Origin of the sequence: Actinoplanes sp. M2I2 (genome assembly GCF_023544445.1) — a bacterium.
Lineage (GTDB): Bacteria > Actinomycetota > Actinomycetes > Mycobacteriales > Micromonosporaceae > Actinoplanes.
This window is the reverse complement of record NZ_JALPVJ010000002.1, coordinates 739,715-764,572: the sequence shown is the minus strand read 5'-3', so window position 1 is coordinate 764,572 and position 24,858 is coordinate 739,715. Positions and strand designations below refer to the sequence as shown.

The following is a 24,858-nucleotide window of genomic DNA, read 5'->3' as shown; positions in this document are numbered from 1 at the left end:
GACCAGTTCCGGCAGGACCCCGCCGTCACCCGTCAACGCAAGACCTTCCGCGTCGACCCGGCCCATCAAGTCATCGAGCAGACCGGCCGAGATCATGTCGTTCACCGTCTGCCGGGCCGGCGACACCCAGTCCGCCGACACCTGGACTCCTCGTGGATCATCAGTCATGGTCACCTGTGTACTCCTCGACATAGAAGTCGATCAGTTACACAAACCATCTGACACGCCCGGCCGGTCGGGACGCCCGGACGGCTCGCAGCCCGGGCTCGGACGCCCGTAGGCCCGCAGGCGCGCACGCACCGCACGTGCCCGAGCTCGGACGCTCGAAGGCCCGCAATCCCCCCAAGTTGTAAGTTTCAGGCCCCAGGCTCGGCGCCTGCACGGCCCGCAGGCCCGCACGGTCCGCACGCCCCTCGGACGTTTGCAGCCCGTAGGCCAGCAGTTCCCGCAGGCCCCCGGGCTCGCACGCCCCGCAGTTTGGCGGGCTCCGACACACCGACGCCCGCAGACGCCTCCACAGGCCCGGAAGTACACAGGCCCGGAAGTCCACAGGCCCGGAAGTCCACAGGCCCGCAGGCCCGCGGACTCGGACGCACGCAGGCACGCAGGTCCGGCTCATTGATCAGGTGCCGGTGGGCCTACGTTGCCATTCAAGCGTGGCCTCGGCATCGGGATCTTCGGGGAAGGGGCTGTTCTGACGGACTGGCCGGCTCATAGAACCGTGAGCCGGCCAGTTCGGTGAAGGGCTGATTGGGCCGTGCGTGAGTCGACTGCGCCGCGGATCAGCTGGGTGAAACGTGGATCGGGTGGCTGGACCATGGGTTGGCTGCTGGGCTGTGGGTGATTTGGCTGTGGTTTCGGCGCTGCGGGGGGTGGCGGGGGTGGGTGGATCGGGGTCGGTGGGTCAGCCACCAGCTACAAGCCAGCCGTCGGCTCCCCCGGAACCAGCGGCCACTAGCACCAAGCCAGCGATCGCCCCCCGGAACTGGGGATCGGTTCTCCTTGAACGGGCGAGCGGCGCCCTGGAGCTGGCGGTCGGCTACAACGGGGAGCTGGAGCCGAAGGGACTTCGGGCTGTGGTGACGGGTCGCTAGCGGCGGGGGCGGAAGTAGTGCCGGGCCGCCCAGTCGGCCAAGTCCACGCCCAGGGTTCGGGCGGCTGTGTCGGCCGTTCGGAAGTGGATGCCCAGCCAGATCCGGGCGTCGACCACGTCGGCGCGGAAGGTCGCGCCGCCGCGGTAGTGCCGGACCTCGCCGGGTACAGCGGTGGAGGTCAGCTTCAGGTCCAGGCGGGGGCCGACGACGTGCTCCAGGGACCGGGACGTCGCCGCCACGACCGAGTTGTAGCCGCTGACGTGGTCGGGGTAGTTCGGCGCGGCGATCATCGGGGTCCAGGACGGGTCGGCGGTGGTGTCGGGGTTGCCGTCGGCGCCGGCCAGGTGGATCGCCGTGAGCGGGCGCCAGAACGCGGTGTCCAGTTTGGAACGCCAGGTCAGGATGGCCACGTCGGCGGTGGTCATCGCGGTCGCGGCGAACATCCGGGCGGCGTCGACGATGTCCAGGTTCCGCGCCGCGGCCTGGTCGCGCAGGGCGGTGTTGAGCTGGACCACCGCGTTGCCGGAGAAGAACCGGGCGGTGGCGGTCTGCGCTGCGGTGCGGCTGGTCGAGGTGGCCGAGCCCATCGCCTTCACTTCGAGGAAGTCGCGGGTGTAGCGGCGTGAGGTGAGCGACGGCGGGGCCGGCGGGGTGAACTGGGCGGGGCTGCGGGCCAGCAACGGGGTCACCCGGCCCAGCCACGGCACGGCCATGGGCAGGTTGGCCGGTGGCGTCGGGCGCCAGACGCCCGGTGCGGGGGTCGGGGTGAACTGCACGGGGGCGTTGCGGCCGTCGTTCGCGCGCTGGGCGATGAGGTCGCCGGCGACCCGTTCGCCGTAGGTGATCCCGGCCTGTTTCGCGGCGCCGTCGGGGACCCCGGCCAGGGAGGCGGCCAGCGCGTCGTCGAGCGCCGACTGCGCGTACGGCGAGTAGGTCTCCAGGATCTTGTGGCCGGCCGCCGCGGCGGCGGCCGTGGCCGACGCGCCCCGGGGGGCCTGGCCGTGCCGGCGGTAGGGCTCGTAGCGCGGGTGCAGGCCGACGACCGCGTCGTAGATGGCGGCGTGCACGAAGCCCAGGTACAGGAAGTTCTCCGGCACCACCTTGGTGGTGTCGCCGCCCAGGGTCGTGACGGCGACCGCGTTCCAGTCGGCGACGACCGAGGCGGTCTCGGCGCGGGCGGGCGCTGCTTCGGCTGTTCCGGCGAGCACCGGGACGAGTACGGCGGCGGTGGCCGCGGCGCCGAACCGGCGCCTGACGGTGCCCATGATGGAACTCCCTCCGGTCGGGGCGGCGCCCGGAAATCGTCGCGCCGGTGACCGGCGCGACGCCGGAGGACACCGCACCGATGCGGGGCGCGGCCGGGGCCGTCGCGCCGGTGGACGGCACAGCATCCGCGAGGACGCCGTTCTCGCAGCCGACCATCCTCCGCGGCCGGGTACGGCGCGTCGGCCGTACGGTGGGAGTTTCTGGCGGATCTACGACTCGTCGGCGACCGTGGTGATGTCGTCGAGCCCGGCGATGGTGAGCACCGGCGCGAGCAGGTTGTTGGAGCGCAGGCGCAGGCGGTCGACGTGCGGGAAGAGGACGGCCAGACCGGCGCTGTCGATGTATTCGACCCCGGTCAGGTCGACCACGAACGGGATGCCGTCGGACTGGTCGTCGGCTGTGGTCAACGCCGTCGCGAAGTCGGCCGCGTTGCTCATGTCTATCTCGCCGGTGGCGGTGAGCACGACGGCGCCGTCCGGGCGGCGGCCCGTGGTGCAGGTCAGCGGTGTGCTCATCGGGGAATCCTCGCTTGCAGGCCGACGATGGTCCCGGCGGCGCCGGTCGTCACGGTCACTTCACTCATCAGCGCCCGCATCAGGGCGAAGCCGCGGCCGCGGTGCGGGTTGTCGGCCGGCTGCGGAGTCTTCCAGAGGCCGCTGTCGGTGATGGTGAGGTGCAGGTCGTGGGCGGTCACCGCCGCGCGCAGGCGGATCAGGCCGCCGGGCAGCTGGCGATGGCCGTGCTCGATCGCGTTGGCGCACGCCTCCCCGGCCGCGACCAGGACGTTCTGCGCCGTGGTGGGATCGACGCCGCAACGGGCCAGCCAGGTCCGCAGCGTCGAGCGCAGCGGGGCCAGCCGGGTCGCCTCGGCCGGGAAGTCGAGCTCGAGCGGGCCGGGGTGGCGGTAGAGCAGCATGGCCACGTCGTCGTCGTAGCCGGCGGACGGCGCCATGCTGTCCATGACATCGGTGGCGAGCTGCTCGAGCTCGGAGGAGCGGCCCTGCTGGACGGCGGCCGCGACCCGCTCGATGCCGGCGGTCAGCGGCTGGCGGCGGCGCTCGACCAGGCCGTCGGTGTAGAGCAGCAGGGTGGCCCGGACCGGCACGGTGTAGTGGGCCTCGGGACGCTCGGCCGCCGAGCGCACCCCGAGCGGGCGCGACCGGCCCTGGTCGAGCAGGTCGGTGGAGCCGTCGGCGTGGGTGACCACGGCCGGCGGGTGCCCGGCGCTGGCGTACGTCAGATCGCCCGTGGCCGGGTCGAGCACGCCGCAGAACACGGTGGCGCACATGGCCCCGGGCAGCTGGGCGGCGAAGCGGTCGAGCGCGGTCAAGGTCTGCGCCGGGTCGGTGTTCTGCAGGAGCAGGGCCCGGCAGGCGCTGCGCAGCTGGCCCATGACGGTGGCCGCCTGCAGCCCGTGGCCGACACAGTCGCCGACCACGATGCCGATGCGGCCGTCGGCCAGCGTGACGGTGTCGTACCAGTCGCCGCCGACCTTGAGCGGGCGGGTGGCCGGGGCGTAGCGGACGGCGAAGCCGAGGGGCAGCTGGGCCGGGCCGAGGATCGCCCGCTGCAGGGCCAGGGCCGTCTCGCGTTGCTGGTCGAACTGGTGGATGCGGTGCAGGCCCTGGCCGAGGTGGCCGGCCAGCAGGGCCAGCAGGGTCTGGTCCTGCTCGGTGAACGGCCTGTTCTCGCGCAGCTCGAGCCGCAGGACCATCGTGCCGTCGGGGTGCTCGAGCGCGATGCCGGCGCCACCGGGCTGCTCGGCGACCGGGGTGAGCAGCGGCTTGTCGCGCAGGGAGAGCAGGGCCGAGCGGCGTTCGGAGGTCAGGCCGTCCCAGCGCGCCGGCTCGCCGGTGGTGATCAGCGAGGGTGTGGCAGCGCCGTTGAAGATGGCCGCGTACACCCGCTCGGCCTGCCACAGGCCGCCCAGCTCGGGCAGCACGCCGTGCAGGGCGCCGGGCAGACTTTCGGCCTGCGACAGCCGTACGCTCAGGGCGGCCAGGGCGCTCTCGCGCTGCACGGCGTAGTGCTCGGCGGTGACGTCGCGGAACGTGCCGACGATGACGTGCCGGCCGGTGTCGGGGTCGGCGACCTGGTTGAACGCGGCCGCCACCCACAACCGGTGCCCGTCGCGGTGCTGCACCGGGATCGTGTACGTGCCGCGGGTGTGCCCGACCAGCTGCCGGAACGCCTCCTCGACGAGCCGGTGGCCTTCGGGGTCGGCGTCGCGGCCGGGCCACCACGGGTGCACCGGCGGGTACGGGAGACCGTCGGCGCTGAACCCGAGGATGTCGGTGAAGGTGGAGTTGATCTCGATGACCGCGCCGTCCTCGTCGCAGACGAAGAACGCCTCCTGCAGCGAGTCGATCAGCGCCGTGCGCCAGCGGGCGTGGTGGTTGCGCAGCCGGGCCAGCTCGACGTTGGCGCGCACGCGGGCCAGCAGCTCGGCCGACGAGAACGGCTTGACCAGGTAGTCGTCGGCGCCGGCCTCGAGGCCCTCGATGGAGGCCTCCTGGCCCGCGCGCGCCGACAGCAGCAGCACGGGCGTGCCGGCCGTACGCGGGTCGGCTCGCAGGGCCGCCACCAGCTCGAGTCCGTCGAGCCGGGGCATCATGACGTCGCTGACGATCAGGTCGGGGTTGCGCAGGCGGGCCGCCTCGAGCGCGGCCCGCCCGTCCACGACCGTCTGCACGTCGTGACCGGCCGAGCGCAGCAGCCGGGCCAGGTAGTCGCGCATGTCGGCGTTGTCGTCCGCGACCAGCACGGTGGCCGGCGACTTGGCCGGTGGCGGGATGTCGGGCGCGGCCTCGGCTGCGCCCGGCAGCCAGCGCATCGCCTCCTGCACGTACGGGTCGGCGCCCGAGGTGACCGAGGGCCCGGTGCCCGCCGACACGGCGCCCGGCGGCAGATGGCCGGTGCCGAGCGGCAGCCGGACCGTGAAGGTGGTGCCCCGGCCCAGGGCGCTGTCCGCGGTGACGGTGCCGCCGTGCAGCTCCACCAGTTCCTTGACCAGCGCCAGCCCGATGCCGCTGCCCTCGTTGGAGCGCGAGCGGGCGTTCTCGATGCGGTGGAACCGCTCGAACAGGCGCGGCATCTCGTCCTCGGGCACGCCGACCCCGGTGTCGGCCACCGTCACCGTGGCCGCGCCGCCCTCCTCGCGGACGGTCACGCGCACGCCGCCGGTGAAGGTGAACTTGAGGGCGTTGCTGAGCAGGTTGAGAACGATCTTCTCCCACATGCCGCGGTCGAGGTGGACCGGCCGGGCCAGCGGCGGGGTGTCGACCTCGAAGGTCAGCCCGGCCCGCTCGACCGCCGATCGGAACACACTGGCCAGCTCGGCGGTGGCGTTGGCCAGGTCGACCGGCTCGAACCGGGCCTGCATGCGGCCGGCCTCGAGCCGGGAGAAGTCGAGCAGCGCGTTGACCAGCTTGCCCAGCCGCAGGCTGTTGCGGTGGATCACCTCGAGCTCGGCCCGCACGTCGTCGCCGGGCAGGTCGGTGCGGGTCAGCAGCTCCTCGAGCGGCCCCATGATGAGCGTCAGCGGGGTGCGGAACTCGTGGCTGATGTTGGAGAAGAACGCCGTCTTGGCCCGGTCGAGCTCGGCGAGCTCCTCGGCCCGGCGCTGCTGGGCCTGGTAGCTGCGGGCGCTGGCGATGCCGGCGGCCACGTGCCCGGCGGTCAGCTCGACGAACCCGCGGTAGCCCTCGTCGAGGACCCGGTAGCGGTTGAGGCCGGCGACCATGAACCCGTACGGGATGCCGCCCTGCTGCAGCAGCGGCACCAGCAGGGCCTCGGCCGGCGGCTCGGGCCAGTCGCCGGTGGGCAGCTCGCCCTCGAGCGGCACGAGCACCGACTCGCCGCCGGCCACGATGTCGGTGGGCCAGGTGCCCGGCCGCGCAGCCGGGTGATCGGCCGCGATGCCGGTGGACTCGGCCAGGCGTACGCCGTCGGGGTCGAACAGGTAGGTGAGGGTGAAGGGCAGGTCGCGCAGGTTGCGGCCCAGCTGGGCGCCGGTGAAGGCGAGCGTCTGCTGCTCGGTGCGCACCACGCTCGGGTCGGATCCGAGGTCGCGCAGCGTGGCCATCCGCCGCTCGCCGATGACCCGGTCGGTCTCCTCACTGACCACGCAGAGCATGCCGACGAGCGCGCCGTCGTCGTCGCGCAGCGGGCTGTAGGAGAAGGTGTGGTAAGTCTCCTCGGTGTAGCCCGACCGCTCCAGGAAGAGCAGCAGTCCCACGTCCCACGTCGCCTGGCCGGTGGACAGCACCGTCTCGATGCGCGGGCCGATGTCGCCCCAGATCTCGGCCCACACCTCGCTGGCCGGGCGGCCGAGCGCCGACGGATATTTGCGGCCGAGCGTGTCGCGGCGATAGGCGGCGTTGCAGAAGAACGTCAGCTCCGGGCCCCAGGCCATCCACATCGGGAAGCGGGAGGAGAGCAGGATGCTGACCGCCGTCTGGAGGCTCTGCGGCCACTGCGCGGGCGGGCCCAGCGGGGTCTTGTGCCAGTCGACCCGCATGAGGTCACGACCGACGTCCCCGCCGACGGCGAACACCTGGGCACCGGCCGGTCCGTCCTCAGTCATCGCGCGAGCTTCTCCCGTTCCTCACCTCCGGCGCGGCGATGCTCGTACGATACTCAACCCGCCGCGCCCGACCGTCCACCGGGCGGGTGGCCCTATACCCACGTCGAGCCACAAGTACCGTCCCCGCCCGCGGCTGATCATGTCAGTTGAACGGGGGGCGGCTCACGCCGAAGTGCTCGTGGATGCGGGCGGCGCCGTGCTCGGTGCTCAGAACGACGACGGCGATCGTGCCCAGGACGGTGGCCGCGCCGAGCAGGCCCCAGAACTGCTGGTGGGTCCAGTCGAGGTAGGCGAAGATGCCGCAGAAACCGACGGCCAGCGCGCCCACGCCGGCGGTCATCTGGAGCCGGCGCAGCAGATCGTGGAGCAGGCGGTGGGCTTCCCGGGCCTCGCCGAAGTGGGACGGCGGCGACCACTTCTTGGTGATCCACAGGCCGACGGCCACCCCGGACCAGAACATGGCCAGCCACAGGTTCCAGGCGCGGGCGTCGCCGAGGAAGAACGCGGGCGGGATCTCCAGGCCGGCGATGGCGAACGGCAGGAAGCAGTCCAGGAAGGACGGCGCCCAGCGCAGCAGCACGCTGAGGGTCAGATACCAGTAGAAGACGCAGACGAAGATCAGCACCAGGGTGATGCTCTGCACGGCGACGAGCAGGTTGGGGTTTTCGAACGTGTTCTCGGCCAGCAGCGCCAGGGCGACGCCCTGGATGATGCTGACGATGGTGATGAAGCCGTTGGGCGACACCTCGAGGGATCGGCGGATGAGGACGTCGCGGGTCAGCGCCTGGATGGCCTGGCCCCGGGCGACCGGCGCGGCGGGCTCGCCGGGGATCTCGTACGAATGGCGGGGCGATGACGGTGCGTAGCCCGGGCGGGCGGCGCGGCGCCGTCGTCGCGTTCTGGTGAGGTCGGTTGTCTCCGTTGCCACGACCCACATCCTGCTCACCCGGTCAACACCCTTTCCCCCGTACGGAAGAAAGGGTTGACAATGGCGCAGGACGCCAGTTCGACCAGCTCAGAAATGGTTGCGGTGATCAACCGATGATGATCTCGAAAATGGCTGCCCTGACCAGTCAAGCGCTCCGGGAATCGGAATAAAGAGCCCCGTAAAGCACCTCCCAAAACGCTTTCCGTCGCTCGCCAGTCACGTCGCGTCTGCTCACCCATAGCAATCGCCGCACGTCCAACGCATGGTGGGCAGGCCTCGACGTCTACAACTCCGAGTGCAAAAGGACAAACTGTCGGCACCGCCGCGCGAGGGCAGCGGGAGCGCTCCCGGCATCGTTGACAGTCGATGTGAGACGGGCCTAGCATCCGGCGGAGGAAAGCGCTTTCCCCAGTGCAAACGTGCCACTGCAAGTTGCAGTGGCACCGCCTCTAGCCACCGGAGGAACCCCCATGTCATCGCTCACCCTCAGCGGCAAACGCTGGCGGAGACCGGCGTTAGCGAGCGGGCTCGCCGCGGCGGCCGCTCTCCTGGTGACCGCCGTCGGCGCGAACCACTCGGCCTACGCCGCGACCGTGTTCAGCGCGGACTTCGAGAGCGGCAGCAGCGGCTGGTCGAAGTCGGGCGGCACCTGGACGGTCGTCGCGGACGGCAGCCAGAGTCTGCGCCAGACGAACGCGGGCAGCGAGAACGCGCGGCAGTTCGCCGGCGCGACGAGCTGGACCGACTACACCGTCACGGCCCGGGTCAAGCCGCTCGCGTTCGGCTCCGGCGGCTTCGCCGGTCTGCTCGCCCGGTCGAAGAGCTCGACCACGTTCTATCGCCTCGCCCTGTCGTCCGGACAGGCCCAGCTGCAGGCCGTGAACAGCGGCAACGTCACCGTGCTGGGCACCGCGTCGCGGCCGGTCGCCACCGGTACGTGGTACACCCTGAGCCTGTCGGTCAGCGGCTCGACGATCACCGGGGCCGTCGACGGCGCCACGGTCGGCTCGGGCTCGAGCTCGGTCGCCGCCTCGGGTCGCATCGGGCTCCAGACCGCGTACGCCTCGGCCGGTTTCGACGACGTCGCGGTGAACACCGGCGGCGGCGGGAGCACGCCGACCCCCACCAACCCGACCAGCCCGCCCACCAGCCCGCCGGCCAGTCCGACGACGCCACCGACCAGTCCCGGCGGCAACGCGCCGGCCTGGCCGACCCCGGCCGGCTCGATCAGCCTGCCCAACGGCACGATCGCGGTGTCCGGCACCTACGACGGCGGCATGAAGCGGATCTGCTGCATCGGCGACGGCGGCCAGAGCGAGAGCCAGGACCCGGTCTTCGACCTGGCTCCCGGGGCCACCCTCAAGAACGTCATCATCGGCGCGCCGGCCGGCGACGGCGTGCACTGCGCCGGCAACTGCCGGCTCGAGAACGTCTGGTGGGAGGACGTGGGCGAGGACGCCGCCACCTTCCTCGGTGGCACCGACTACTACGTGGTCGGCGGCGGCGCCCGCTCCGGCACGGACAAGGTCTTCCAGCACAACGGTCCGGGAACCGTGCACATCAGCCGTTTCTACGTCCAGAACTCCGGCAAGCTGTACCGGGCGTGCGGCAACTGCTCGTCCAGCCACCAGCGCCACGTGGTCATCGACTCGATCTGGGCCACGTCGACCAAGGTGCTGGCCGGCATCAACACCAACTGGGGGGACACCGCCCGGTTCAGCAACATCACCATCCTGAACGACAGCTCGCGCAAGACGGTGATCTGCGACAAGTACAAGGGCGTCCCGAAGGGCAGCGAGCCCTCCCACATCGGCAGCGGCGCCGACGGGGTCAACTGCCTCTACCAGGAGTCCGACATCACCTGGCGGTGACCTCCGCCGTCTCGTCGTTCGCGGGCAGCGAGTCCATGAACGAGCTCACCGAGAACACGGCCCGGCCGGCTCCGGCCGGGCCGTACCCGGGCGGGCTCGACAGGCCGTTGGCGTCCATGACCGCGCGGTACGTCTCCAGGAGCCGCACGTGGTATTCCAGCGGGGCGCCCTCGGGGTTGGACTTGCCCAGCGGGGTCGTCGGCTCGGGGCACCAGGTGGTGAACCGCGGCGTGATGCCGCGCGACATGAAGTACTGCAGGCCCTCGGCGGTCGAGTCGATCGCCTCGTTCACGGTGGTGAAGCCGTGCGGCGCCGCCATCTCGACACCGGCCACGAAGTTGGGGATCACATTGCGCGGCCCGAACACCTCGGCCGAGTCGAGGATGCGGCGGTGCCACTCCTCGCGGCCCACGTAGCGCTCCTTGCCGGGGCAGTAGAGCTCGAACAGCTTCTTGTCCCACACCTCGTAGTTGGGGTGGTAGATCTGGATGCCGTAGTCCTTGAAGCGCTGGACGTCGGCCCGGGGCAGCGCCTGGGCGACCACCTTGCCGATCCACCGCCCGGGGAAGCGCTCCTCGATGGCCTGGGCGTACTGGCCGTAGAAGTCGGCCTCGGCCTTGCCCTGCACCTGCGAGGTGATGCTGCCGCCGGTGAGCGTGTAGGCCTGCGACGTCCGGGCGGTGTCGTGCTTGTCGATGATCGCGAGCGCCTCGAGGATCTCGTCGATCGGCTTGACCCCGGTGTAGGGCCGCCCGGCCGCCTTGTGCTGGCGCCAGTTGTGGTTGATGTCGCAGTACTGGCACTCCTCCTTGGCCCCGAAGTACTGGCAGACCCGGAAGGCGGTCAGGTAGATCAGGTAGCCCCACTGGATCGTCGGGGCCACCTCCATCACCCGCTTGCCGTTGGCCAGCGTGTGCCGGTAGTAGTCGGGCATCGGCGGCAGCCCGACGTCGGCGATCGGCTTGCCGTCGAGGTAGAGGTGCATGACGCCGTCGTCGTCGGTCTTGACGCGGTAGGGCGAGGTCGGGTTGACGCGGACCGACACCACCGTCCGGCGGAAGTCGTAGGGGCCGCCGGTGAGCACGATCTCCTCCGGCGGGCGGCGCAGCGCGGCCGTGCCCAGCTCGGGGAGGGTGCGGTGGTCGAACGAGAAGATGAAGTAGGACTTCGGCTTGACGTCGCCGTGCTCGTTGTCGGTCAGCGCCGAGTCGTCGAACGCCAGCCCGCCGCGCAGCAGGTCCTCCTTGACCACGGCCTCTCGCGGAACGTGCGGAAAGCGTGCCATCAAGTCTTCGACTACGTCGGTGCGTGACCGCATGGGCCCCTCCTGATCAACAGCCTGCCGCTTCATCCTCCCCCACACTGCAACCTGGGTCACAGCGGCGGCAAACGGATGCGCCGTGCGTCACGTCACTCGCCACCCGCGCCCCTTACATCCGGGTGGCCGGCAGATGCCGGGGCGAGCCCTACAGTACGGAGGTGAGCAGCGAAGACGAGCGGTACATCGTCATCGACGGCCGGCGGTGGCGCGCGACCGACCCCGCCATCCCCGAGGAGGTGGCCGCCGAGTTGCGCAAGGCGCTCATGGCCGCGCGGCGCGACGTGGGCACGCTGAAGCGCTCGGGTCAGGACCCGGCTCCGGCCCGCGCCCGGGTGCAGCTGGCCAAGGTGGCTCTGGGCGAGCGCGGCACCCCGTGGTGGGAGCAGTCCCCCGACGAGCGGCGGGCCCGCTGGGAGGAGGGTCTGCGGGCGCTGGAGCCAGAACGATGAAAGCCACCCCGATCGCGATGACCCCGGCCGCCACCAGGGCGGCTGATGGCCGGGCCATACCCGTGGGCGGGCCGGCCGGCCGGAGCCGTCAGAATTCAGGGGGTGAAGTCCGCATCGCCTCCGCCGTGCGGGCCGGGATGAAGATCGTCGAGTGTGGGGTCGGAAGTGGCTGAGATGGAAGCGACAAGGTCGCTGCGGTGGTACAGCGTGATCGCCGTGGTGGTCTTCGGCATCGTGCCGACGGTGATGCTGACGCTGCTGGTGACCGGCGGTCACACGCCCGGCCCGGTCGGCCTGCTGCTGATCGGCGGCGTCCCGCTGGTGATCGCGGCCGGGGTCTTCGCCCTGCGGGGCATCCGCGGCACCGACCCCGAGACCGCCAGCCGCCACCTGCACCTGAGCCTGGCCCTGGTGGCCGGGGCCGACCTGCTCATGCTGGGCGGCAACGCCCTCATCCGGATGGGCGCCTGATCGGAGCACCCTCTGCGGTGTCTCTGGTCTCGCGGCGGTGAACTCCCGCACATCGTGGGTAGCCCCGGGTGGTCCAGTCCCAGCGGAAGGTGCACGTCATGAATCTGGCATTCCTGCGTCCCCTGTTCGACCGCCCCGGCTCGTGGGTCTCGGTCTATCTCGACGCGACCCGCTCCTCGGAGAACGCCGACCACGAGGTCGACCTGCGTCTGCGGGCCATGCGGGAGCGGCTCACCGAGGAGGGCGCCGATCCCGCGGCCGTCGGCGCGGTGGAGGACACCGTCCGGCAGCATCCCTACCAGCCCGGCCCGTACGGCCTCGCCGTCTTCGCCCAGGGCGCCGACGTGGCGCTGGTCGAGACGCTGAACGCTCCCCCGTCCGTCGAGGGGGCGTTCGTCGAGCCGCTGCCCCACGTCATGCCGCTGCTGGCCCAGCGCGGCGAGGAGGTCCCGTACGTCCGGGTGCTCGCCGACCGCACCGGCGGTGACCTCGACGCGCTCAGCGTCGGCGGCGTCCCGCGGCACGAGAAGGTGGCCGCCAGCGAGTCGTTCCCGCTGCGCAAGGTGAAGGTCGGCGGCTGGTCGACGCTGCGCTACCTGCACGCGGTCGAGGAGACCTGGAAGCGCAACGCCGGCGACGTGGCGGCGGCCGCGGCCGACCTCGCGGAGTCCGTCGGCGCCGAGGTCATCGTCGTCGGCGGGGACGTCCACGCTGTCAACGGCATCGTCAACCAGCTGCCCAAGCGGTGGCAGGAACGCGTCGTGCGCACGGAGGCCGGCTCCCGCGCCGCCGGGGCCGACGAGACGGCCCTGGACGACGTGACGATCCAGGCGATCGCCGAGGTGGCCGCCGGCCAGACCGATCAGATCCTCGACCGGTTCCGGGCTCAGCGGGGCGACGGCACCGCGAGCACCGGCCTGACCGACGTGGTGGCCCGGCTCCAGCGCGGGCAGGTCGACGCCGTCCTGCTGATCGACGACCAGTCCTCGACCGACACGCTGTGGATCGACCCGGACGACCCGACGATGATCTCGGTCGACGACCACGTGCTGCGCGAGGCCGGCATCCAGCCGGTCAAGGTGCGGGCCGACGCCGCGCTCGTCCGGGCCATCGCCGGCACCGACGCGCACCTGTTCCTGGTCGCGCCGGAGGAAGTGCAGCTCGAGCACGGCATCGGCGCCGTGCTGCGCTACGCGGACGGCAGCAGCGCCGCGCAGTGAGGTCGAGGAATTCCGGCTAGCCGGTAGTGCGGTTGGGTGCTCGCCGTGACGACAGGAACGCGGCTGATCGTCATTGTCAAGGGCATGGAAACTCTCCCGTACGAACCCCGGCACGCGGGGGCCGGGCCGGCCGGCCGGCTGGTCGCCGGCCGCTACCGGCTCGGCCCCCTGCTGGGCCGGGGCGGGATGGGATCGGTGTGGCTGGCCGAGGACGAACTGCTCGGCCGGCCGGTCGCGGTCAAGCAGGTCGCGGAGACGGGCCGGACGGCGCGGGCCCGGGCGCTGGACGAGGCCCGGGCCGCGGCGAGCGTCACGCACCCCGGCACGGTACGCATCCTCGATCTGGTGCGTGACGGCGACGAACCGTGGATCGTCATGGAGGCGCTGAGCGGGCGGGCCCTGGCCGACGTCCTGCGGACCGACGGGCCGTTGCCGGTCGAGGAGGTCCGCCGCATCGGGTTGCGCCTGCTCGACGCGCTGGAGGCCGTGCACCGGGCCGGCATCGTGCACCGCGACGTCAAGCCGGGCAACGTCCAGCTCTGCGCGGACGGCCGGGTGGTGCTCATCGACTTCGGCATCGCCTTCTCCCCCGGGTACGACTCGGGGTCGCCGGCCGAAGGCTTCGAGGGCAGTCCGGCCTACGTCTCGCCGGAGCAGATGCACGGGGCGCCCCCCGAGCCCGCGAGCGACCTGTTCACCCTGGGAGCGACCCTGTATGCGGCGGTCGAGGGCCGGTCGCCGTTCGAGCGGGGCGACCTGTTCGCCACGATGCTGGCCGTGACCGAGGCCACCCCGGCGCCGTTCCACCGCGCCGGGGTGCTGCGCCCGGTCATCGAAGGCCTGCTCGCCGCCGATCCGGACCGCCGGTGGACCCTCGGCCAGGCCCGGGAGGCCCTGGTCACACCGGATGTGTTTGCAGTCAAGGTACCGATGGCGCGGACGCGTTCCCGGCGCATGATCGACGCATGACGACGTACGGGAGCCGGCGCTGGACGGCCTCGGCCGCGGTGACCCCGCCGCCGCCGCGCCGGCGATCGCGGCGGTGGGTGTGGTGGCTCGGCGCCGCCCTGCTGGTGGTCGTGGCCGGCGTCGGCGTCCTGGTCGTCCGGCCGTCGCCGGTCGTCCCCGCGGGCACCTACGTGGCCGGGGTGGCGCTCGGCGGCCGGGACGGCCAAGGGCTGCGCGGCGCGATCGACGGTCCGGTACGCCTGCGGGTCGAGCAGCCGGTCGCGATCCTGGCCGGCTCGGAACGCTTCACCGTGCGCCCGGCCGAACTCGGCATCCGGCTCGACGTGGCCGCCACCGAGCGCGCCGTCGGCACGAGCCGGTTCCGGCTGCCCGGCGAGGGCCGCCGTGACGTGGCGCCCGTCCTCACCGTGGACGAGACCCGGGCGCAGGACGGCCTCGACGAGTCGCTGCGGCAGCTCAACCGGCCGGCCCGCAACGCGTCCGTCCGCCTGGCCGCGCCGCCGGCTCTGCTCGACGGCAAGGGCGACCTGGCGTACACGGCCTCGGATCGGGGGGTCACCCTCGACGCCGGCGAGCCCGGCCGGGGCGTGCCGGCCACCGACGCCGTACGGCTGCTGACCGAGACCGTCCGCTCCGGCGGCAGCATGCTGAGCCTGCCGGTCCGGACCCTGCCGCCCGGCAACGACACCCCGAAACTGGCCGGTGTCGACCAGCTGATCGGCACGTTCACGACCTACCACCCGTGCTGCGCCCCACGGGTCACCAACATCCACCGCATCGCCGAGCTGATCGACGGCACCGTGGTTCCGGCCGGCGGCACCTTCTCGCTGAACGACGCGGCGGGCGAACGCACCCGGGGCCGCGGCTTCGTGCCCGCGCCGGCCATCGTGGACGGCGAGCTCGAGGACCAGCTGGGCGGGGGCGTCTCGCAGTTCTCGACCACGCTGTTCAACGCCGCGTGGTTCGCCGGCCTGGACATCGAGCGGCACCAGCCGCACTCGCTCTACATCAGCCGCTACCCGCCGGGCCGCGAGGCGACGCTCGACTGGCGCGCGATCGACCAGGTGATCCGCAACGACACCTCGGCGCCGTTCGTCATCCGGACGCGTACGACCGGCACGTCGGTCACGGTCGGCATCTACGGCCACACCGGCGACCGCGAAGTCTCCTCGGTGACCGGCGCCCGCCAGCCGCGCGACAACGGCGGTTTCCGCATCACGGTGAAGCGCACGATCAACCAGGACGGCGCCGTGCGGGGCACCAACACCCTGAACTGGACGTATCAGGGCCTGGACTGACTCCGAGGCGGTGGCGGCTCAGACGATCGGCCGGCCCAGGGAGCGGCTCCGCCCGCGGAACTCGGCCAGCACCACGTCGTCGGCCACCCGGGTGACCGTGACGTCGTAGAGGCCGGAGCGCCCGCGGCGGGCCCGCTCGACCGCACGGGCCCGCACCAGGTCGCCCGCACGGCCGGACTCCAGGAACGTGATGTCGAAGCCGGCCGCCACCGTCACCTCGCCGTACGTGTTGCAGGCGACGGCGAACGCGCTGTCGGCCAGCGACGCCAGCAGGCCACCGTGGCACAGGCCGTAGCCGTTCACCATGTCGTCCCGGACCCGCATGGTGAGCACCGCCCGCCCGGGTGCGACCTCGTCGAGCTCGATGCCGAGCCCGGCGCTGGCCGCATCCCGGCCGAGCATGATCCCGGCACTGCGGCGCGCCACTTCGTCTGCGTCTGACACGCCCCCCAACGTACGACCCTCAGGACGCCGTCCGGCCGGCCATGCCGTGCGGGTCGAGCACGTACTTCTTCGCCGCGCCCTGATCGAAGTCCTGATAACCCTGCGGGGCCTGGTCGAGCGGGATCGCCACGGCGTTGACGTTCTTCGCGATCTGGACCCGGTCGTGCAGGATCGCCATCATCAGGCTGCGGTTGTACTTCATGACCGGGCACTGGCCGGTCACGAACGAGTGCGACTTGGCCCAGCCCAGGCCGAGCCGCAGCGACAGGGAACCGACCTTGGCCGCCTCGTCCACGCCGCCCGGGTCGCCGGTGACGTAGAGCCCGGGGATGCCGATCGCGCCGCCGGCCCGGGTGAGGGTCATCAGCGAGTTGAGCACGGTCGCCGGCTGCTCGACGCCGGCATCCGCGCCGTGGCCGCGCGCTTCGAAGCCCACCGCGTCGACGGCCGAGTCGACCAGCGGCTCCCCGATGGCCGACGCGTCCCGGCCGAGGATGCGCGAGACCTGCTCGACCGGGTCGCCCTGGGCCACGTTCACCGTCTCGCAGCCGAAGCTGCGGGCCTGGGCCAGCCGCTCCTCGTTGAGGTCGCCGACGATCACGACCGCGGCGCCGAGCAGCCAGGCCGACGTGGCCGCGGCCAGCCCGACCGGTCCGGCGCCGGCGATGTAGACCGTCGAGCCGCTGGTCACCCCGGCCGACACACAGCCGTGGTAGCCGGTCGGGAAGATGTCGGCCAGCATGGCCAGGTCGAGCGCCTTCTCGAGGGCCTGGTCCCGGTCGGGGAACTTCAGCAGGTTCCAGTCGGCGTACGGCACGAGCACGTACTCGGCCTGACCGCCGACCCAGCCACCCATGTCGACGTAGCCGTACGCCGAGCCCGGCCGGTCGGGATTCACGTTCAGGCAGATGCCGGTCTTGCCCTCCTTGCAGTTGCGGCAGCGGCCGCAGGCGATGTTGAAGGGCACCGAGCACACGTCGCCGACCTTGATGAACTCGACGCCCGGACCGACGTCGACGACCTCGCCGGTGATCTCATGGCCGAGCACGAGCCCCTCGGGGGCGGTGGTGCGCCCGCGGACCATGTGCTGGTCGCTGCCGCAGATGTTGGTGGCGACCGTCTTGAGGATGGCGCCGTGCGGCACCTTGCGGCCGATGTTGAGTTTGTTGACGCCCGGGCCGTCCTTCAACTCGTACGTCGGGTAGTCGATGTCGTGGACCTCGACTTTGCCGGGGCCCTCATAGACCACCGCGCGATTGGCTGGCATCGTTGCCTCCCATCGTCGGGACGGCAGCTGGAGATCGCCCGCCGCCCTGAGCGCCATGCTTCACGGACGGCAGCGGAAACAGAACCCCGAGTAGTGGCGAAGGCCGCCGATAGCGACATCCGCACCAACCGCGACCCGGCTCGGCTTTCTGGAACAGCCTTAGGGCGTCGGCAGCTTGATCTTGCCCGCGACGGCGCCGAACAGGTCGCTGATCTGCTGGCCGAAGACGGTGGCCCCGACGATGATGACGACGGCGACGAGCGAGACGAGCAGCCCGTACTCGACCGCGGTGGCTCCCTCGTCGTCGCGGGCCAGACGGGCCTGGACATAGGCGGCGATGTACTGCATCTTCGATCCCCCGATCTCATGGCCGGCCCATCTCCCCACCGGCTCTGTGGCTCCTCATCGGCAGGCCCGGCCCGGCGTTGAGCGGCCGGAGGTGCGGGTGGGTTGCCGGCCCGGGGCAGGGCGAGAGCGGTCACATGTCCGATGCCCCGGCCGGCCTCACGGGCCACACTGTCGGGGTGTCCGACGTCAACGCCATCGCCCAGTCGGTGCTCGGCTTCGCCCTGCGCCCCGTCCAGCAGGAGACGGCGGCCGCGGCCGCCGCGGGCCGGGACACCCTGGCCGTCCTGCCCACCGGCAGCGGCAAGAGCGCGATCTACCAGGTCGCCGGGCTCGCCCGGGGCGGCCTGACGGTCGTCGTGTCGCCGCTGGTCGCCCTGCAACGCGACCAGGTGCGCTCGCTCACCGGCCGGCACGTCGCGGCCCGCGTGGTCAATTCCGGCCTGCGGCACGCCGAACGCGCCGAGACGCTGCAGGCGATCCACGACGGGTCGGCCGACTTCGTGCTGCTCGGGCCGGAACAGCTGGCCAACGAGGAGACGATCGGCGCCATTTCGGGCAGCCGGCGGCCGGTGACGCTCATCGCCGTCGACGAGGCCCACCTGATCAGCCAGTGGGGTCACGACTTCCGCCCCGACTACCTGCGCCTGGCCGACCTGGCCGGCACGCTCGGCCGCCCGCCGCTGCTGGCCCTGACCGCGACCGCCGCGCCGCCGGTGCAGGCCGACATCACCCGGCGGCTGCGGATGACCGACCCCAAGGTGATCGTCGCCGGGTTCGACCGCCCCAACCTGAGCCTGGCGGTGCGCCGGACCCGCCCGGACCTGCCCGAGGCCCAGGCGATCGAGGACCGCACGGTCGAGGTCATGCTCGGCCAGGAGACGCCGGCCCTGGTGTACGCCCTGACCCACGCGCACTGCGAGGAGCTGGCCGAGCGGTTGCGGCGGGACGCGTACAAGGTCGAGGCCTATCACGCCGGGGTGCCGTCGGCCGAGCGCGGGCGCATCCAGGACGCGTTCTTCGCCGGCGAGCTCGACATCGTCGTCGCCACCAGCGCGTTCGGCATGGGGATCGACAAGCCCGACATCCGTACGGTGGTGCACGCGGGCGTCCCCGGCAGCCTGGACGAGTACTACCAGGAGGTGGGCCGCGCGGGCCGCGACGGCCGGCCGGGCGCCGCGGTGCTGGTGCACGACAGCCGGGCCATGCGCATCCCCCGCCTGCTGGCCGCGCGGGCCCGGGTGCCCGCGGCCACGGTGACGGCGGTCGTCGACCAGCTCGAGACCGCCCACGGCCGGGTCGCGCTGACCGACGTGGCCGAGGCCGCCGGGGTCAGCCACGCGGCAGCCCAGCGCGTGGCCGCGGAACTCGTCGACCAGCACTTCCTGACCGCCGCCGCCCACGACGAGGTGGTCGTGACCACTCCCGTGCCGTCGTCCGCGCGCGACGCCGTGCTGGCCTCGGGCGACCGGCGGCAGACCATCCTGGCCAGCCAGATCGACACGGCCCGGCACTACGCCGAGACCCTTCAGTGCCGCCGGGCCGAGCTGCTGGCCTACTTCGGCGAGCACTTCCCCGCGCCGTGCGGCAACTGCGACAACGACACGACCGCGCCGCCGCCGCCCGCCGGCTGGACCCCGGCGGGCGGCGACGGCACCCGGGTGACCCACAAGTACTGGGGATCCGGGCTGCTGCTGGCTCGCGACGAGCACGAACTGTCGGTGCTCTTCGATTCGGTCGGCTACCGCCACCTGACGCCGGCGGTGCTCACCAACGGCCTGCTGACCATCGGCTGAGGGTCAGGCGGCGTCCGCCCGGGACAGCGGCGAGACGGCGCTGGGCAGGGACGGGCCGCGGGCCGGGATCGCGTCGGCCCGGGCCGGGTCGACCCGCCACAGCGACCCGTCGGCTGCGCCCTGGGCGGTGGCCAGCATCGACGCGAACGCCGTACGGATCTGGAGCTCGGTCTGGTTCTCCGGCAGGTCGGACAGCTCGACGAGCAGCGAGGCACTGCCCAGGATCCCGTACGCGTTGCGGGCGATGCCCTCGTAGTCGCCGCCCGGATAACGCGAGACGTTGGCGCCCGCGATCGTCATGGCGTCGAAGTTGCGCACGGCCACCCGGCGCGACGCCGTGACCGCTGCGGCCCCGGTCAGCGGGCTGGTCGGCCAGAGCATCGACGCGGTCGTCTCGCGGCCGTCGGGCTGCAGGTAGCGACCCTGCATGTGGTAATCGATCACGACCCGCGGGTGGGTGGCGTGCCAGTGCCGCAGCACCGCGCGCGACTCCGGCACCGGATTGTCCTCGATCGGCGTCAACGGGTTGTGGAAGCGGTTGATGTCGTAGCCGACGCCCGGCTCGGTGTAGTCCCCCGACGCGCTGGGGTCGTGGTTGTAGCGTTGGTTGCGCACCGCGCCGTCCGGGTTGGCCTGCACCACGATGTCGACCGTGACCCGGCTGCGCAGCCACCGGTGCCACGCCGTGTCGGGCACGCCGAGCGCCCACAGCGTCCGCACGGCGGCCGGAGTGCCGAGCGGCTCGTCGCCGTGCTGCTGAGTCACGTAGAGCAGCCGGGTCCGGCCGTGCCCCACCGTGGCGAGCCGCAGCGCCCGCCCTTCGTTGCTGCGCCCGATGACTCCGAGCCGCACGCGGCCGTCACTGGCCTTGGCCACGCGGGCCAGGGCCGTGGCCACGTCGGCGGGGCTGGGCCGGGCCGGGATCAGCCCCGAGGGCGCCACCGCGGCCGCGGCCCCGGCGGGCGCGGCTTGCGCGGCCCCGGTTGGGGCGGCTTGCGCGGCCTCAATGGGCGCGGCTTGCGCGGCACCGGGAACGGCGATCAGGGCGGCAGCGACCAGAACGACGAGCTTGCCTCTCACCGGACGACTCCTTAGATCGAGCAAAATCGATGTCGGCTCAGTCTAGGAGCTGGTGGTGATATCGGCAGCGCGTCGTGTTCGGTCATGCGTACGTGGCGGCCTGGGCGGCCAACGCCGGTGGCCAGCCGGCCGCCCACGCCTTGATCTCCGGCTCCCAGGGTCCGACGGCCTCGACGAAGGAGACCGCGACCAGGTTCCAGGTGTCGCGATCGGGCGACGTCAGGGCCGCCTCCAGCACGGCGAGGCACCGGCCGAGCACCTCGGCGTCACCCGCCTGCCAGGCCGCAAGGACGAACGGCGCCAGATCACACGCGAAGAAGACATGCGGCAGAACCTCGCCGTTGTCCCGCACGTGCTCGTCGAGCGCCGCCCGCAACTCCGGCACGGCCTCCACCACGGTCCCGACCACCCCGCCGTACGAAAGATCGAGCGTCACCACGACAGCGTGCCGTCCACGAACCCGCCGCACAACGCAAATTCCGACGCCGCCGGCGCCCATCCCGAGCCCCCTCCCTCCCGGGGCAAGGGGCAAGGGGCAAGGGGCAAGGGGCAAGGGGCAAGGGGCAAGGGGCAAGGGGCAAAAATACGCTTCGGCGGCGCGCTGGGTGGCTGGTTGTCCACAGGCACTCATGTGCCGTTCTTGGTGGCGGTCGCCGCAGCGCGGAGCGCGGCGGTGGTGGTGGCGGTGCGGAGCGCGGCGGTGGCGGTGGTGGTGGTGGTGGTGGTGGTGGTGGTGCTGCGGAGCGCTTCGGTGGTGGTGGTGCGGAGCGCGGCGGCTGTGGCGCGGGCGTCATAGTCCGGGCCGACGCCCGGCACGATCAGCGTGTCGCCCTCGATGTGGCGGGTGCGCAGCGGCAGGATCTCCTGGTAGGCGGGTGACGCGTACCAGCCCCGCGCTGCCTCCACGTCGGGGAACTCGAGGATCACCACCGTGCCCGGCCACTCCCCCTCGAGCACCTCGACCTGGGCGCCGTGGACGAGAAACTTCCCACCGTACGGGTCCATCGTGTCCTGGATCCGCTCGATGTACACAAAGACGTCGTCGTGGGCGGTGGGGGTGCGCAGATGCGCGAGCGCGTAGGCAGTCATACCCCTGATCGTGCGGGCGGCCCGGACTCCGGTCGATTACCTCGCGGGTAAGGGCGGCGCATACCGGCGACACAAAGCACCCGGCGAAACAAGCACCCGAAAACACAGAAGCACCCGGCGATCCGCATCGCCGGGTGCTTCCGTGGAGATCCGTCGGCTATTCGCCGGGCTTCTTGAACTCCTCGTACTCCGCGCCCTTCATGTAGTCGGCCAGGGTGCGGTAGACGACCGGGTTGACGATGCCGTGGGGCATGCGGTCGGTGTGGTTGGCCCAGTCCGGGTTGACCATGTAGCCGGCCACGACCAGGCTGCGCGAGCCGACCACCAGCGACGCCGTCTTGTCGCCGTCGGTGGTGCCGGTCTTGCCGAACACCGGGTGGTCGATCGTGCGGTGCGCGTTGGCCTCGGTGGCGCCGGCGCAGTTGCCGAGCTGGGCCTGGTCGCCGACCGGGCAGCGGGCCGCGTCGAGCGCCTTGCGGGCCACGTCGGCGCTGGTGACCCGCTTGCAGGACGGCTGGCCGGTCTTGAGCTTGGCGCCGGCGGCCGTCCGGATCTGCTTGATCGGGGTGGGGGCGCAGAACATGCCGTCACCGGCCAGGGTGGCGTACGCGTTGGCGATCTCCAACGGCGTGGAGGCGGTCACGCCCAGGGTGAACGCACCGAAGTTGTGCGCGGCCTGGGGGGTGGCGATGAGGTCGCGCTCGGCCGAGGAGCGGAACTGCATGCCGAAGCGCTTGGCCACGTCGACGACCTTCTCGGCGCCGACCTTCTCCTGCAGCGGCACGAAGTAGGTGTTGACCGACTTGCCGAAGCCGGTCCACATGTTGAACGTGCCCTTCTCGTTGGGCGAGGCGTTGCTCGGGCAGTAGAGCGTCGTGCCCGGGCAGGCCGCCGGCGAGTCGGCCGCGACCGGGTAGCTCGACCTGTAGGTCGAGCCGGAGGTGATCGGGAAGTCCAGCTCGTAGCCGTTCTCGAGCGCGGCCACCATCGTGAACATCTTGAACACCGAGCCGGCCTGGTAGCCGTTGATGTCGCCGCTGCCGGTGATGATCGGGTTCGTCGTGTTCGGGTACGTCGCCCGCGCGCCGGCCCGGCGCGCCTGCGGGTTCGAGCTCTTCGGGTTCGTACCGTCGTCGAGCTTGAACTTGCGGTTGGCCGCCAGCGTCTTGACGTGACCGGTGCCCGGCTCGACCCCGGCGAGCAGGACGGCGTTCTTGTCGTTGTCGTCGATCTTGCGGGTGATCTCTTTGCGCGCGGCCTTCTGCGCCTTGATGTCCAGCGAGGTGACGATGGTATAGCCACCGGTCTTGAGCTGACGCTCCCGCTCGTACGCGTTGGCGCCGAAGTCCTTCTGCTCCAGCCACCAGCGGTAGAGGTAGTCGCAGAAGAAGCCCCAGTTGTTGACGGCCACCGAGGTGCAGCCGTTGCCCGGCCGGTTGGCCGTGCGGGCCAGCTTCGTCTTCTTGGCGTTCTCGCCCTCGACCTTGGTGATCTGCCCGAGGGAGACCATGTTGTCGATGATGTAGTTGCGCCGGTCGAGCGCCTGCGGGTGGCCGGTCTTGGTGGTCGGGTCGAACGCCGAGGGCGCCTTCACCATGCCGGCCAGCAGCGCCGCCTCGGCGATCGTCAGGTTCTTGGGCGACTTCTTGAAGTAGACCTGGCTGCCGGCGTAGATGCCGTACGCGCCGTTGCCGTACGGCGCGAGGTTGAGATAGCGCCGCAGGATCTCCTTCTTGTTCAGGTCCTTCTCGACCTGCAGCGCGTACTTCATCTCGGCGATCTTGCGTTCCGGGCTGTCCTTGGTCGCGTCGACCGCCTCCTGCGGCGTCTTGGCCCCGTAGGCCTGAGCCATCCGCACGTACTGCATAGTCAGCGTCGACGCGCCCTGCTGGGAGCCGCCCTGGCTGTTGTTGACCAACGCCCGGGCGATGCCCCTCAGGTCGACGCCGTCGTGCTCGTAGAACTTGTGGTCCTCGGCCGCGACGATCGCGTTCTGCATGTTGGGCGAGATCTGGCTGAGCGGCACGTCGCTGCGGAACTCGTCGTAGAGGACGGCGATCTGCGTCTTGCCGTCGCTCGCCAGGATGCGTGTCACCTGCGGGGCGGTCTGCTGCACCAGGGTGCTCGGCATCGCCGCGAAGGTCTCGGCGCCGGCCTTGGCCACGAGGCCGCCCAGCGCGGCCGCCGGGAACGCGGCGGCGGACACCACCACAGCCGTCAACAGGCCGCACATCAGCAACAACCCGGCCTTGCCGACGATCGATCGACCCTTCATCCGGTCACCCACAGTCACGGATCCCCAGACCCCATTCCTCGACGGAAAACTCGGCGCACGGCAACTCGCCGGGCACAGCGACTCGGCACAGTACGCCACTCGTGCACGGACCGTCCGAAAGCGTACGTGATCTTGCTGGTAGCCAGCTCCGGCCGCAGATCACCGACCGGTTGCCGATACCCGCGACCTGCACCCGCACACCAGTCTCAACGGCCCATGTTGCCAATCTCTCAACCACCGCTGGCAATTCCCTGCGAAGCGGGACGCGTCCTTCGTCACAACCGCAAAGTCACCACGACCCGTGACCGGCCGCGCGCCATGCCCAGGGCTGCGGCAGACTCATCGGGTATGCGCCACTACTCCGTACAACTGCGGGCCGCCAACGGCGCGGAGGCGACCGTCGCGGTCCACGGGCACTACGGAAGGCCGCTTCTCGTGTTCCCGACCGAGAAGGGGAACGCGTGGGAATGGTCGGACAACGGCATGGTCGCTGCCATCGAGCCGCTCCTCGAAGCGGGCCGCGTCAAACTGTACTGCGTCGACTCGTTCGACGAGGGGACCTGGTCGGCGCATCACCTGCCGCTGGAGGAACGGGCCCGGCAGCACGCCGGCTACGAGACCTGGATCCTCGACGCCGTCGTGCCGCACATCCGGGCCGACAGCGGGGACGACGTGGAGATCGCGACGATCGGCTGCTCGCTCGGGGCGTACCACGCCCTGAATCTCGCCTTCCGGCACGCCGACCTGTTCCCGGCGGCCTTGTGTTTCTCGGGCAACTACGACCCGGGCACCTGGAACGCGTGGGGCGAGCGCGGGGACGCCGTCTATTTCAACAACCCGATGGACTACGTGGCCAACCTGCACGGCGACCACCTGGGATGGCTGCGGGAGCGGTTGACGATCCTGCTGGTCTGCGGGCAGGGACAGTGGGAGGACACCACCGGGGCGCTGGCGTCGACCCCGGGGATGGCCGCGCTGCTGGCTGAGAAGGGCCTCCGGCACGAGTACGACCTGTGGGGCCCGGACATTCCGCACGACTGGCCGTCGTGGCGCGACCAGGTGACCACGTATCTGCCCCGCTACTGCTGAC

20 protein-coding genes are annotated in these 24,858 nt (G+C 71.6%); 8 read left to right on the top strand and 12 right to left on the bottom strand.

Going from position 1 to position 24,858, the window contains the following annotated elements:
* Positions 1-1,090: 1,090 nt before the first annotated feature.
* The 4 genes from HJC40_RS07365 to HJC40_RS07350 all read right to left on the bottom strand — a co-directional run bounded on the left by HJC40_RS07365 (position 1,091) and on the right by HJC40_RS07350 (position 7,873).
* A complete protein-coding gene (locus tag HJC40_RS07365; protein ID WP_249999408.1) occupies positions 1,091-2,359 on the bottom strand; it encodes a vanadium-dependent haloperoxidase in 1,269 nt (422 codons plus the stop codon).
* Positions 2,360-2,569: 210 nt separating this feature from the next.
* Complete coding sequence (locus HJC40_RS07360; protein ID WP_249999405.1) at positions 2,570-2,875, bottom strand: STAS domain-containing protein; 306 nt, start codon at positions 2,873-2,875, stop codon at positions 2,570-2,572.
* The gene (locus HJC40_RS07355) at positions 2,872-6,945 is read right to left on the bottom strand and encodes a SpoIIE family protein phosphatase (protein ID WP_249999403.1); all 4,074 of its coding nucleotides are present in this window, start codon (positions 6,943-6,945) and stop codon (positions 2,872-2,874) included. The genes HJC40_RS07360 and HJC40_RS07355 overlap by 4 nt, the downstream gene beginning before the upstream one ends.
* 142 nt (positions 6,946-7,087) lie before the next feature.
* Complete coding sequence (locus tag HJC40_RS07350; RefSeq protein WP_249999401.1) at positions 7,088-7,873, bottom strand: hypothetical protein; 786 nt, start codon at positions 7,871-7,873, stop codon at positions 7,088-7,090.
* A 470-nt stretch (positions 7,874-8,343) separates the two neighbouring features.
* Here HJC40_RS07350 and HJC40_RS07345 point away from each other — a divergent pair, with 470 nt between their 5' ends.
* A complete protein-coding gene (locus HJC40_RS07345) occupies positions 8,344-9,744 on the top strand; it encodes a pectate lyase (protein WP_249999398.1) in 1,401 nt (466 codons plus the stop codon).
* Here HJC40_RS07345 and HJC40_RS07340 read toward each other — a convergent pair.
* The gene (locus HJC40_RS07340) at positions 9,731-11,029 is read right to left on the bottom strand and encodes a radical SAM protein (protein ID WP_249999396.1); all 1,299 of its coding nucleotides are present in this window, start codon (positions 11,027-11,029) and stop codon (positions 9,731-9,733) included. The genes HJC40_RS07345 and HJC40_RS07340 overlap by 14 nt on opposite strands.
* Positions 11,030-11,223: 194 nt before the next feature.
* On the opposite strand from HJC40_RS07340, the gene HJC40_RS07335 reads away from it, so the two are divergent.
* The 5 genes from HJC40_RS07335 to HJC40_RS07315 all read left to right on the top strand — a co-directional run bounded on the left by HJC40_RS07335 (position 11,224) and on the right by HJC40_RS07315 (position 15,472).
* Positions 11,224-11,514 carry a hypothetical protein gene (locus HJC40_RS07335; protein ID WP_249999395.1) on the top strand — a complete coding sequence of 97 codons (291 nt, stop codon included), beginning with the start codon at positions 11,224-11,226 and terminating at the stop codon, positions 11,512-11,514.
* A 174-nt stretch (positions 11,515-11,688) separates the two neighbouring features.
* Positions 11,689-11,985, top strand: coding sequence for a hypothetical protein (locus tag HJC40_RS07330; protein WP_249999394.1), 297 nt, complete (start codon positions 11,689-11,691; stop codon positions 11,983-11,985).
* Between the two features lie 98 nt (positions 11,986-12,083).
* Complete coding sequence (locus HJC40_RS07325) at positions 12,084-13,205, top strand: Vms1/Ankzf1 family peptidyl-tRNA hydrolase (RefSeq protein ID WP_249999393.1); 1,122 nt, start codon at positions 12,084-12,086, stop codon at positions 13,203-13,205.
* A gap of 45 nt (positions 13,206-13,250) precedes the next feature.
* The gene (locus HJC40_RS07320; protein ID WP_249999392.1) at positions 13,251-14,174 is read left to right on the top strand and encodes a serine/threonine-protein kinase; all 924 of its coding nucleotides are present in this window, start codon (positions 13,251-13,253) and stop codon (positions 14,172-14,174) included.
* Positions 14,171-15,472, top strand: a complete 1,302-nt coding sequence (locus HJC40_RS07315; protein WP_249999391.1) for a VanW family protein — start codon at positions 14,171-14,173, stop codon at positions 15,470-15,472. Before HJC40_RS07320 ends, HJC40_RS07315 begins: the two co-directional genes overlap by 4 nt.
* A gap of 18 nt (positions 15,473-15,490) precedes the next feature.
* Here HJC40_RS07315 and paaI read toward each other — a convergent pair whose 3' ends face one another.
* From paaI to HJC40_RS07300, 3 genes are all read right to left on the bottom strand, one after another.
* Complete coding sequence (paaI, locus tag HJC40_RS07310; RefSeq protein WP_249999444.1) at positions 15,491-15,874, bottom strand: hydroxyphenylacetyl-CoA thioesterase PaaI; 384 nt, start codon at positions 15,872-15,874, stop codon at positions 15,491-15,493.
* A 61-nt stretch (positions 15,875-15,935) separates the two neighbouring features.
* On the bottom strand, positions 15,936-17,183 hold the full coding sequence (gene fdhA, locus HJC40_RS07305) for a formaldehyde dehydrogenase, glutathione-independent (protein WP_249999390.1): 1,248 nt from the start codon (positions 17,181-17,183) through the stop codon (positions 15,936-15,938).
* A 159-nt stretch (positions 17,184-17,342) separates the two neighbouring features.
* Positions 17,343-17,531 carry a Flp family type IVb pilin gene (locus HJC40_RS07300; protein ID WP_249999389.1) on the bottom strand — a complete coding sequence of 63 codons (189 nt, stop codon included), beginning with the start codon at positions 17,529-17,531 and terminating at the stop codon, positions 17,343-17,345.
* A 176-nt stretch (positions 17,532-17,707) separates the two neighbouring features.
* Between HJC40_RS07300 and HJC40_RS07295 the strand changes: the two genes are divergently transcribed.
* Entirely contained in the window at positions 17,708-19,324 is a 1,617-nt protein-coding gene (locus HJC40_RS07295) for a RecQ family ATP-dependent DNA helicase (protein ID WP_249999388.1), read from the top strand.
* Between the two features lie 3 nt (positions 19,325-19,327).
* On the opposite strand, the gene HJC40_RS07290 is transcribed toward HJC40_RS07295, so the two are convergent.
* The 4 genes from HJC40_RS07290 to HJC40_RS07275 form a co-directional block, all read right to left on the bottom strand.
* Entirely contained in the window at positions 19,328-20,404 is a 1,077-nt protein-coding gene (locus HJC40_RS07290; RefSeq protein WP_249999387.1) for a M14 family zinc carboxypeptidase, read from the bottom strand.
* A gap of 82 nt (positions 20,405-20,486) precedes the next feature.
* The gene (locus HJC40_RS07285; protein WP_249999386.1) at positions 20,487-20,840 is read right to left on the bottom strand and encodes a hypothetical protein; all 354 of its coding nucleotides are present in this window, start codon (positions 20,838-20,840) and stop codon (positions 20,487-20,489) included.
* A 191-nt stretch (positions 20,841-21,031) separates the two neighbouring features.
* Positions 21,032-21,493, bottom strand: coding sequence for a DUF1330 domain-containing protein (locus HJC40_RS07280; RefSeq protein WP_249999384.1), 462 nt, complete (start codon positions 21,491-21,493; stop codon positions 21,032-21,034).
* 157 nt (positions 21,494-21,650) lie between these two features.
* Positions 21,651-23,768, bottom strand: coding sequence for a transglycosylase domain-containing protein (locus HJC40_RS07275; RefSeq protein ID WP_249999382.1), 2,118 nt, complete (start codon positions 23,766-23,768; stop codon positions 21,651-21,653).
* 348 nt (positions 23,769-24,116) lie between these two features.
* Between HJC40_RS07275 and HJC40_RS07270 the strand changes: the two genes are divergently transcribed.
* Positions 24,117-24,857, top strand: coding sequence for an esterase family protein (locus HJC40_RS07270; RefSeq protein ID WP_249999379.1), 741 nt, complete (start codon positions 24,117-24,119; stop codon positions 24,855-24,857).
* Position 24,858 lies beyond the last annotated feature (1 nt).

Bases quoted from the DNA above. Each gene is read 5' to 3' on its own strand.
- HJC40_RS07365 (WP_249999408.1), bottom strand. From the start codon at position 2,359: ATGGGCACCGTCAGGCGCCGGTTCGGCGCCGCGGCCACCGCCGCCGTA.
- HJC40_RS07360 (WP_249999405.1), bottom strand. From the start codon at position 2,875: ATGAGCACACCGCTGACCTGCACCACGGGCCGCCGCCCGGACGGCGCC.
- HJC40_RS07355 (WP_249999403.1), bottom strand. From the start codon at position 6,945: ATGACTGAGGACGGACCGGCCGGTGCCCAGGTGTTCGCCGTCGGCGGG.
- HJC40_RS07345 (WP_249999398.1), top strand. From the start codon at position 8,344: ATGTCATCGCTCACCCTCAGCGGCAAACGCTGGCGGAGACCGGCGTTA.
- HJC40_RS07340 (WP_249999396.1), bottom strand. From the start codon at position 11,029: ATGGCACGCTTTCCGCACGTTCCGCGAGAGGCCGTGGTCAAGGAGGAC.
- HJC40_RS07330 (WP_249999394.1), top strand. From the start codon at position 11,689: ATGGAAGCGACAAGGTCGCTGCGGTGGTACAGCGTGATCGCCGTGGTG.
- HJC40_RS07325 (WP_249999393.1), top strand. From the start codon at position 12,084: ATGAATCTGGCATTCCTGCGTCCCCTGTTCGACCGCCCCGGCTCGTGG.
- HJC40_RS07315 (WP_249999391.1), top strand. From the start codon at position 14,171: ATGACGACGTACGGGAGCCGGCGCTGGACGGCCTCGGCCGCGGTGACC.
- paaI (WP_249999444.1), bottom strand. From the start codon at position 15,874: ATGCTCGGCCGGGATGCGGCCAGCGCCGGGCTCGGCATCGAGCTCGAC.
- fdhA (WP_249999390.1), bottom strand. From the start codon at position 17,183: ATGCCAGCCAATCGCGCGGTGGTCTATGAGGGCCCCGGCAAAGTCGAG.
- HJC40_RS07300 (WP_249999389.1), bottom strand. From the start codon at position 17,531: ATGCAGTACATCGCCGCCTATGTCCAGGCCCGTCTGGCCCGCGACGAC.
- HJC40_RS07280 (WP_249999384.1), bottom strand. From the start codon at position 21,493: ATGACTGCCTACGCGCTCGCGCATCTGCGCACCCCCACCGCCCACGAC.
- HJC40_RS07275 (WP_249999382.1), bottom strand. From the start codon at position 23,768: ATGAAGGGTCGATCGATCGTCGGCAAGGCCGGGTTGTTGCTGATGTGC.
- HJC40_RS07270 (WP_249999379.1), top strand. From the start codon at position 24,117: ATGCGCCACTACTCCGTACAACTGCGGGCCGCCAACGGCGCGGAGGCG.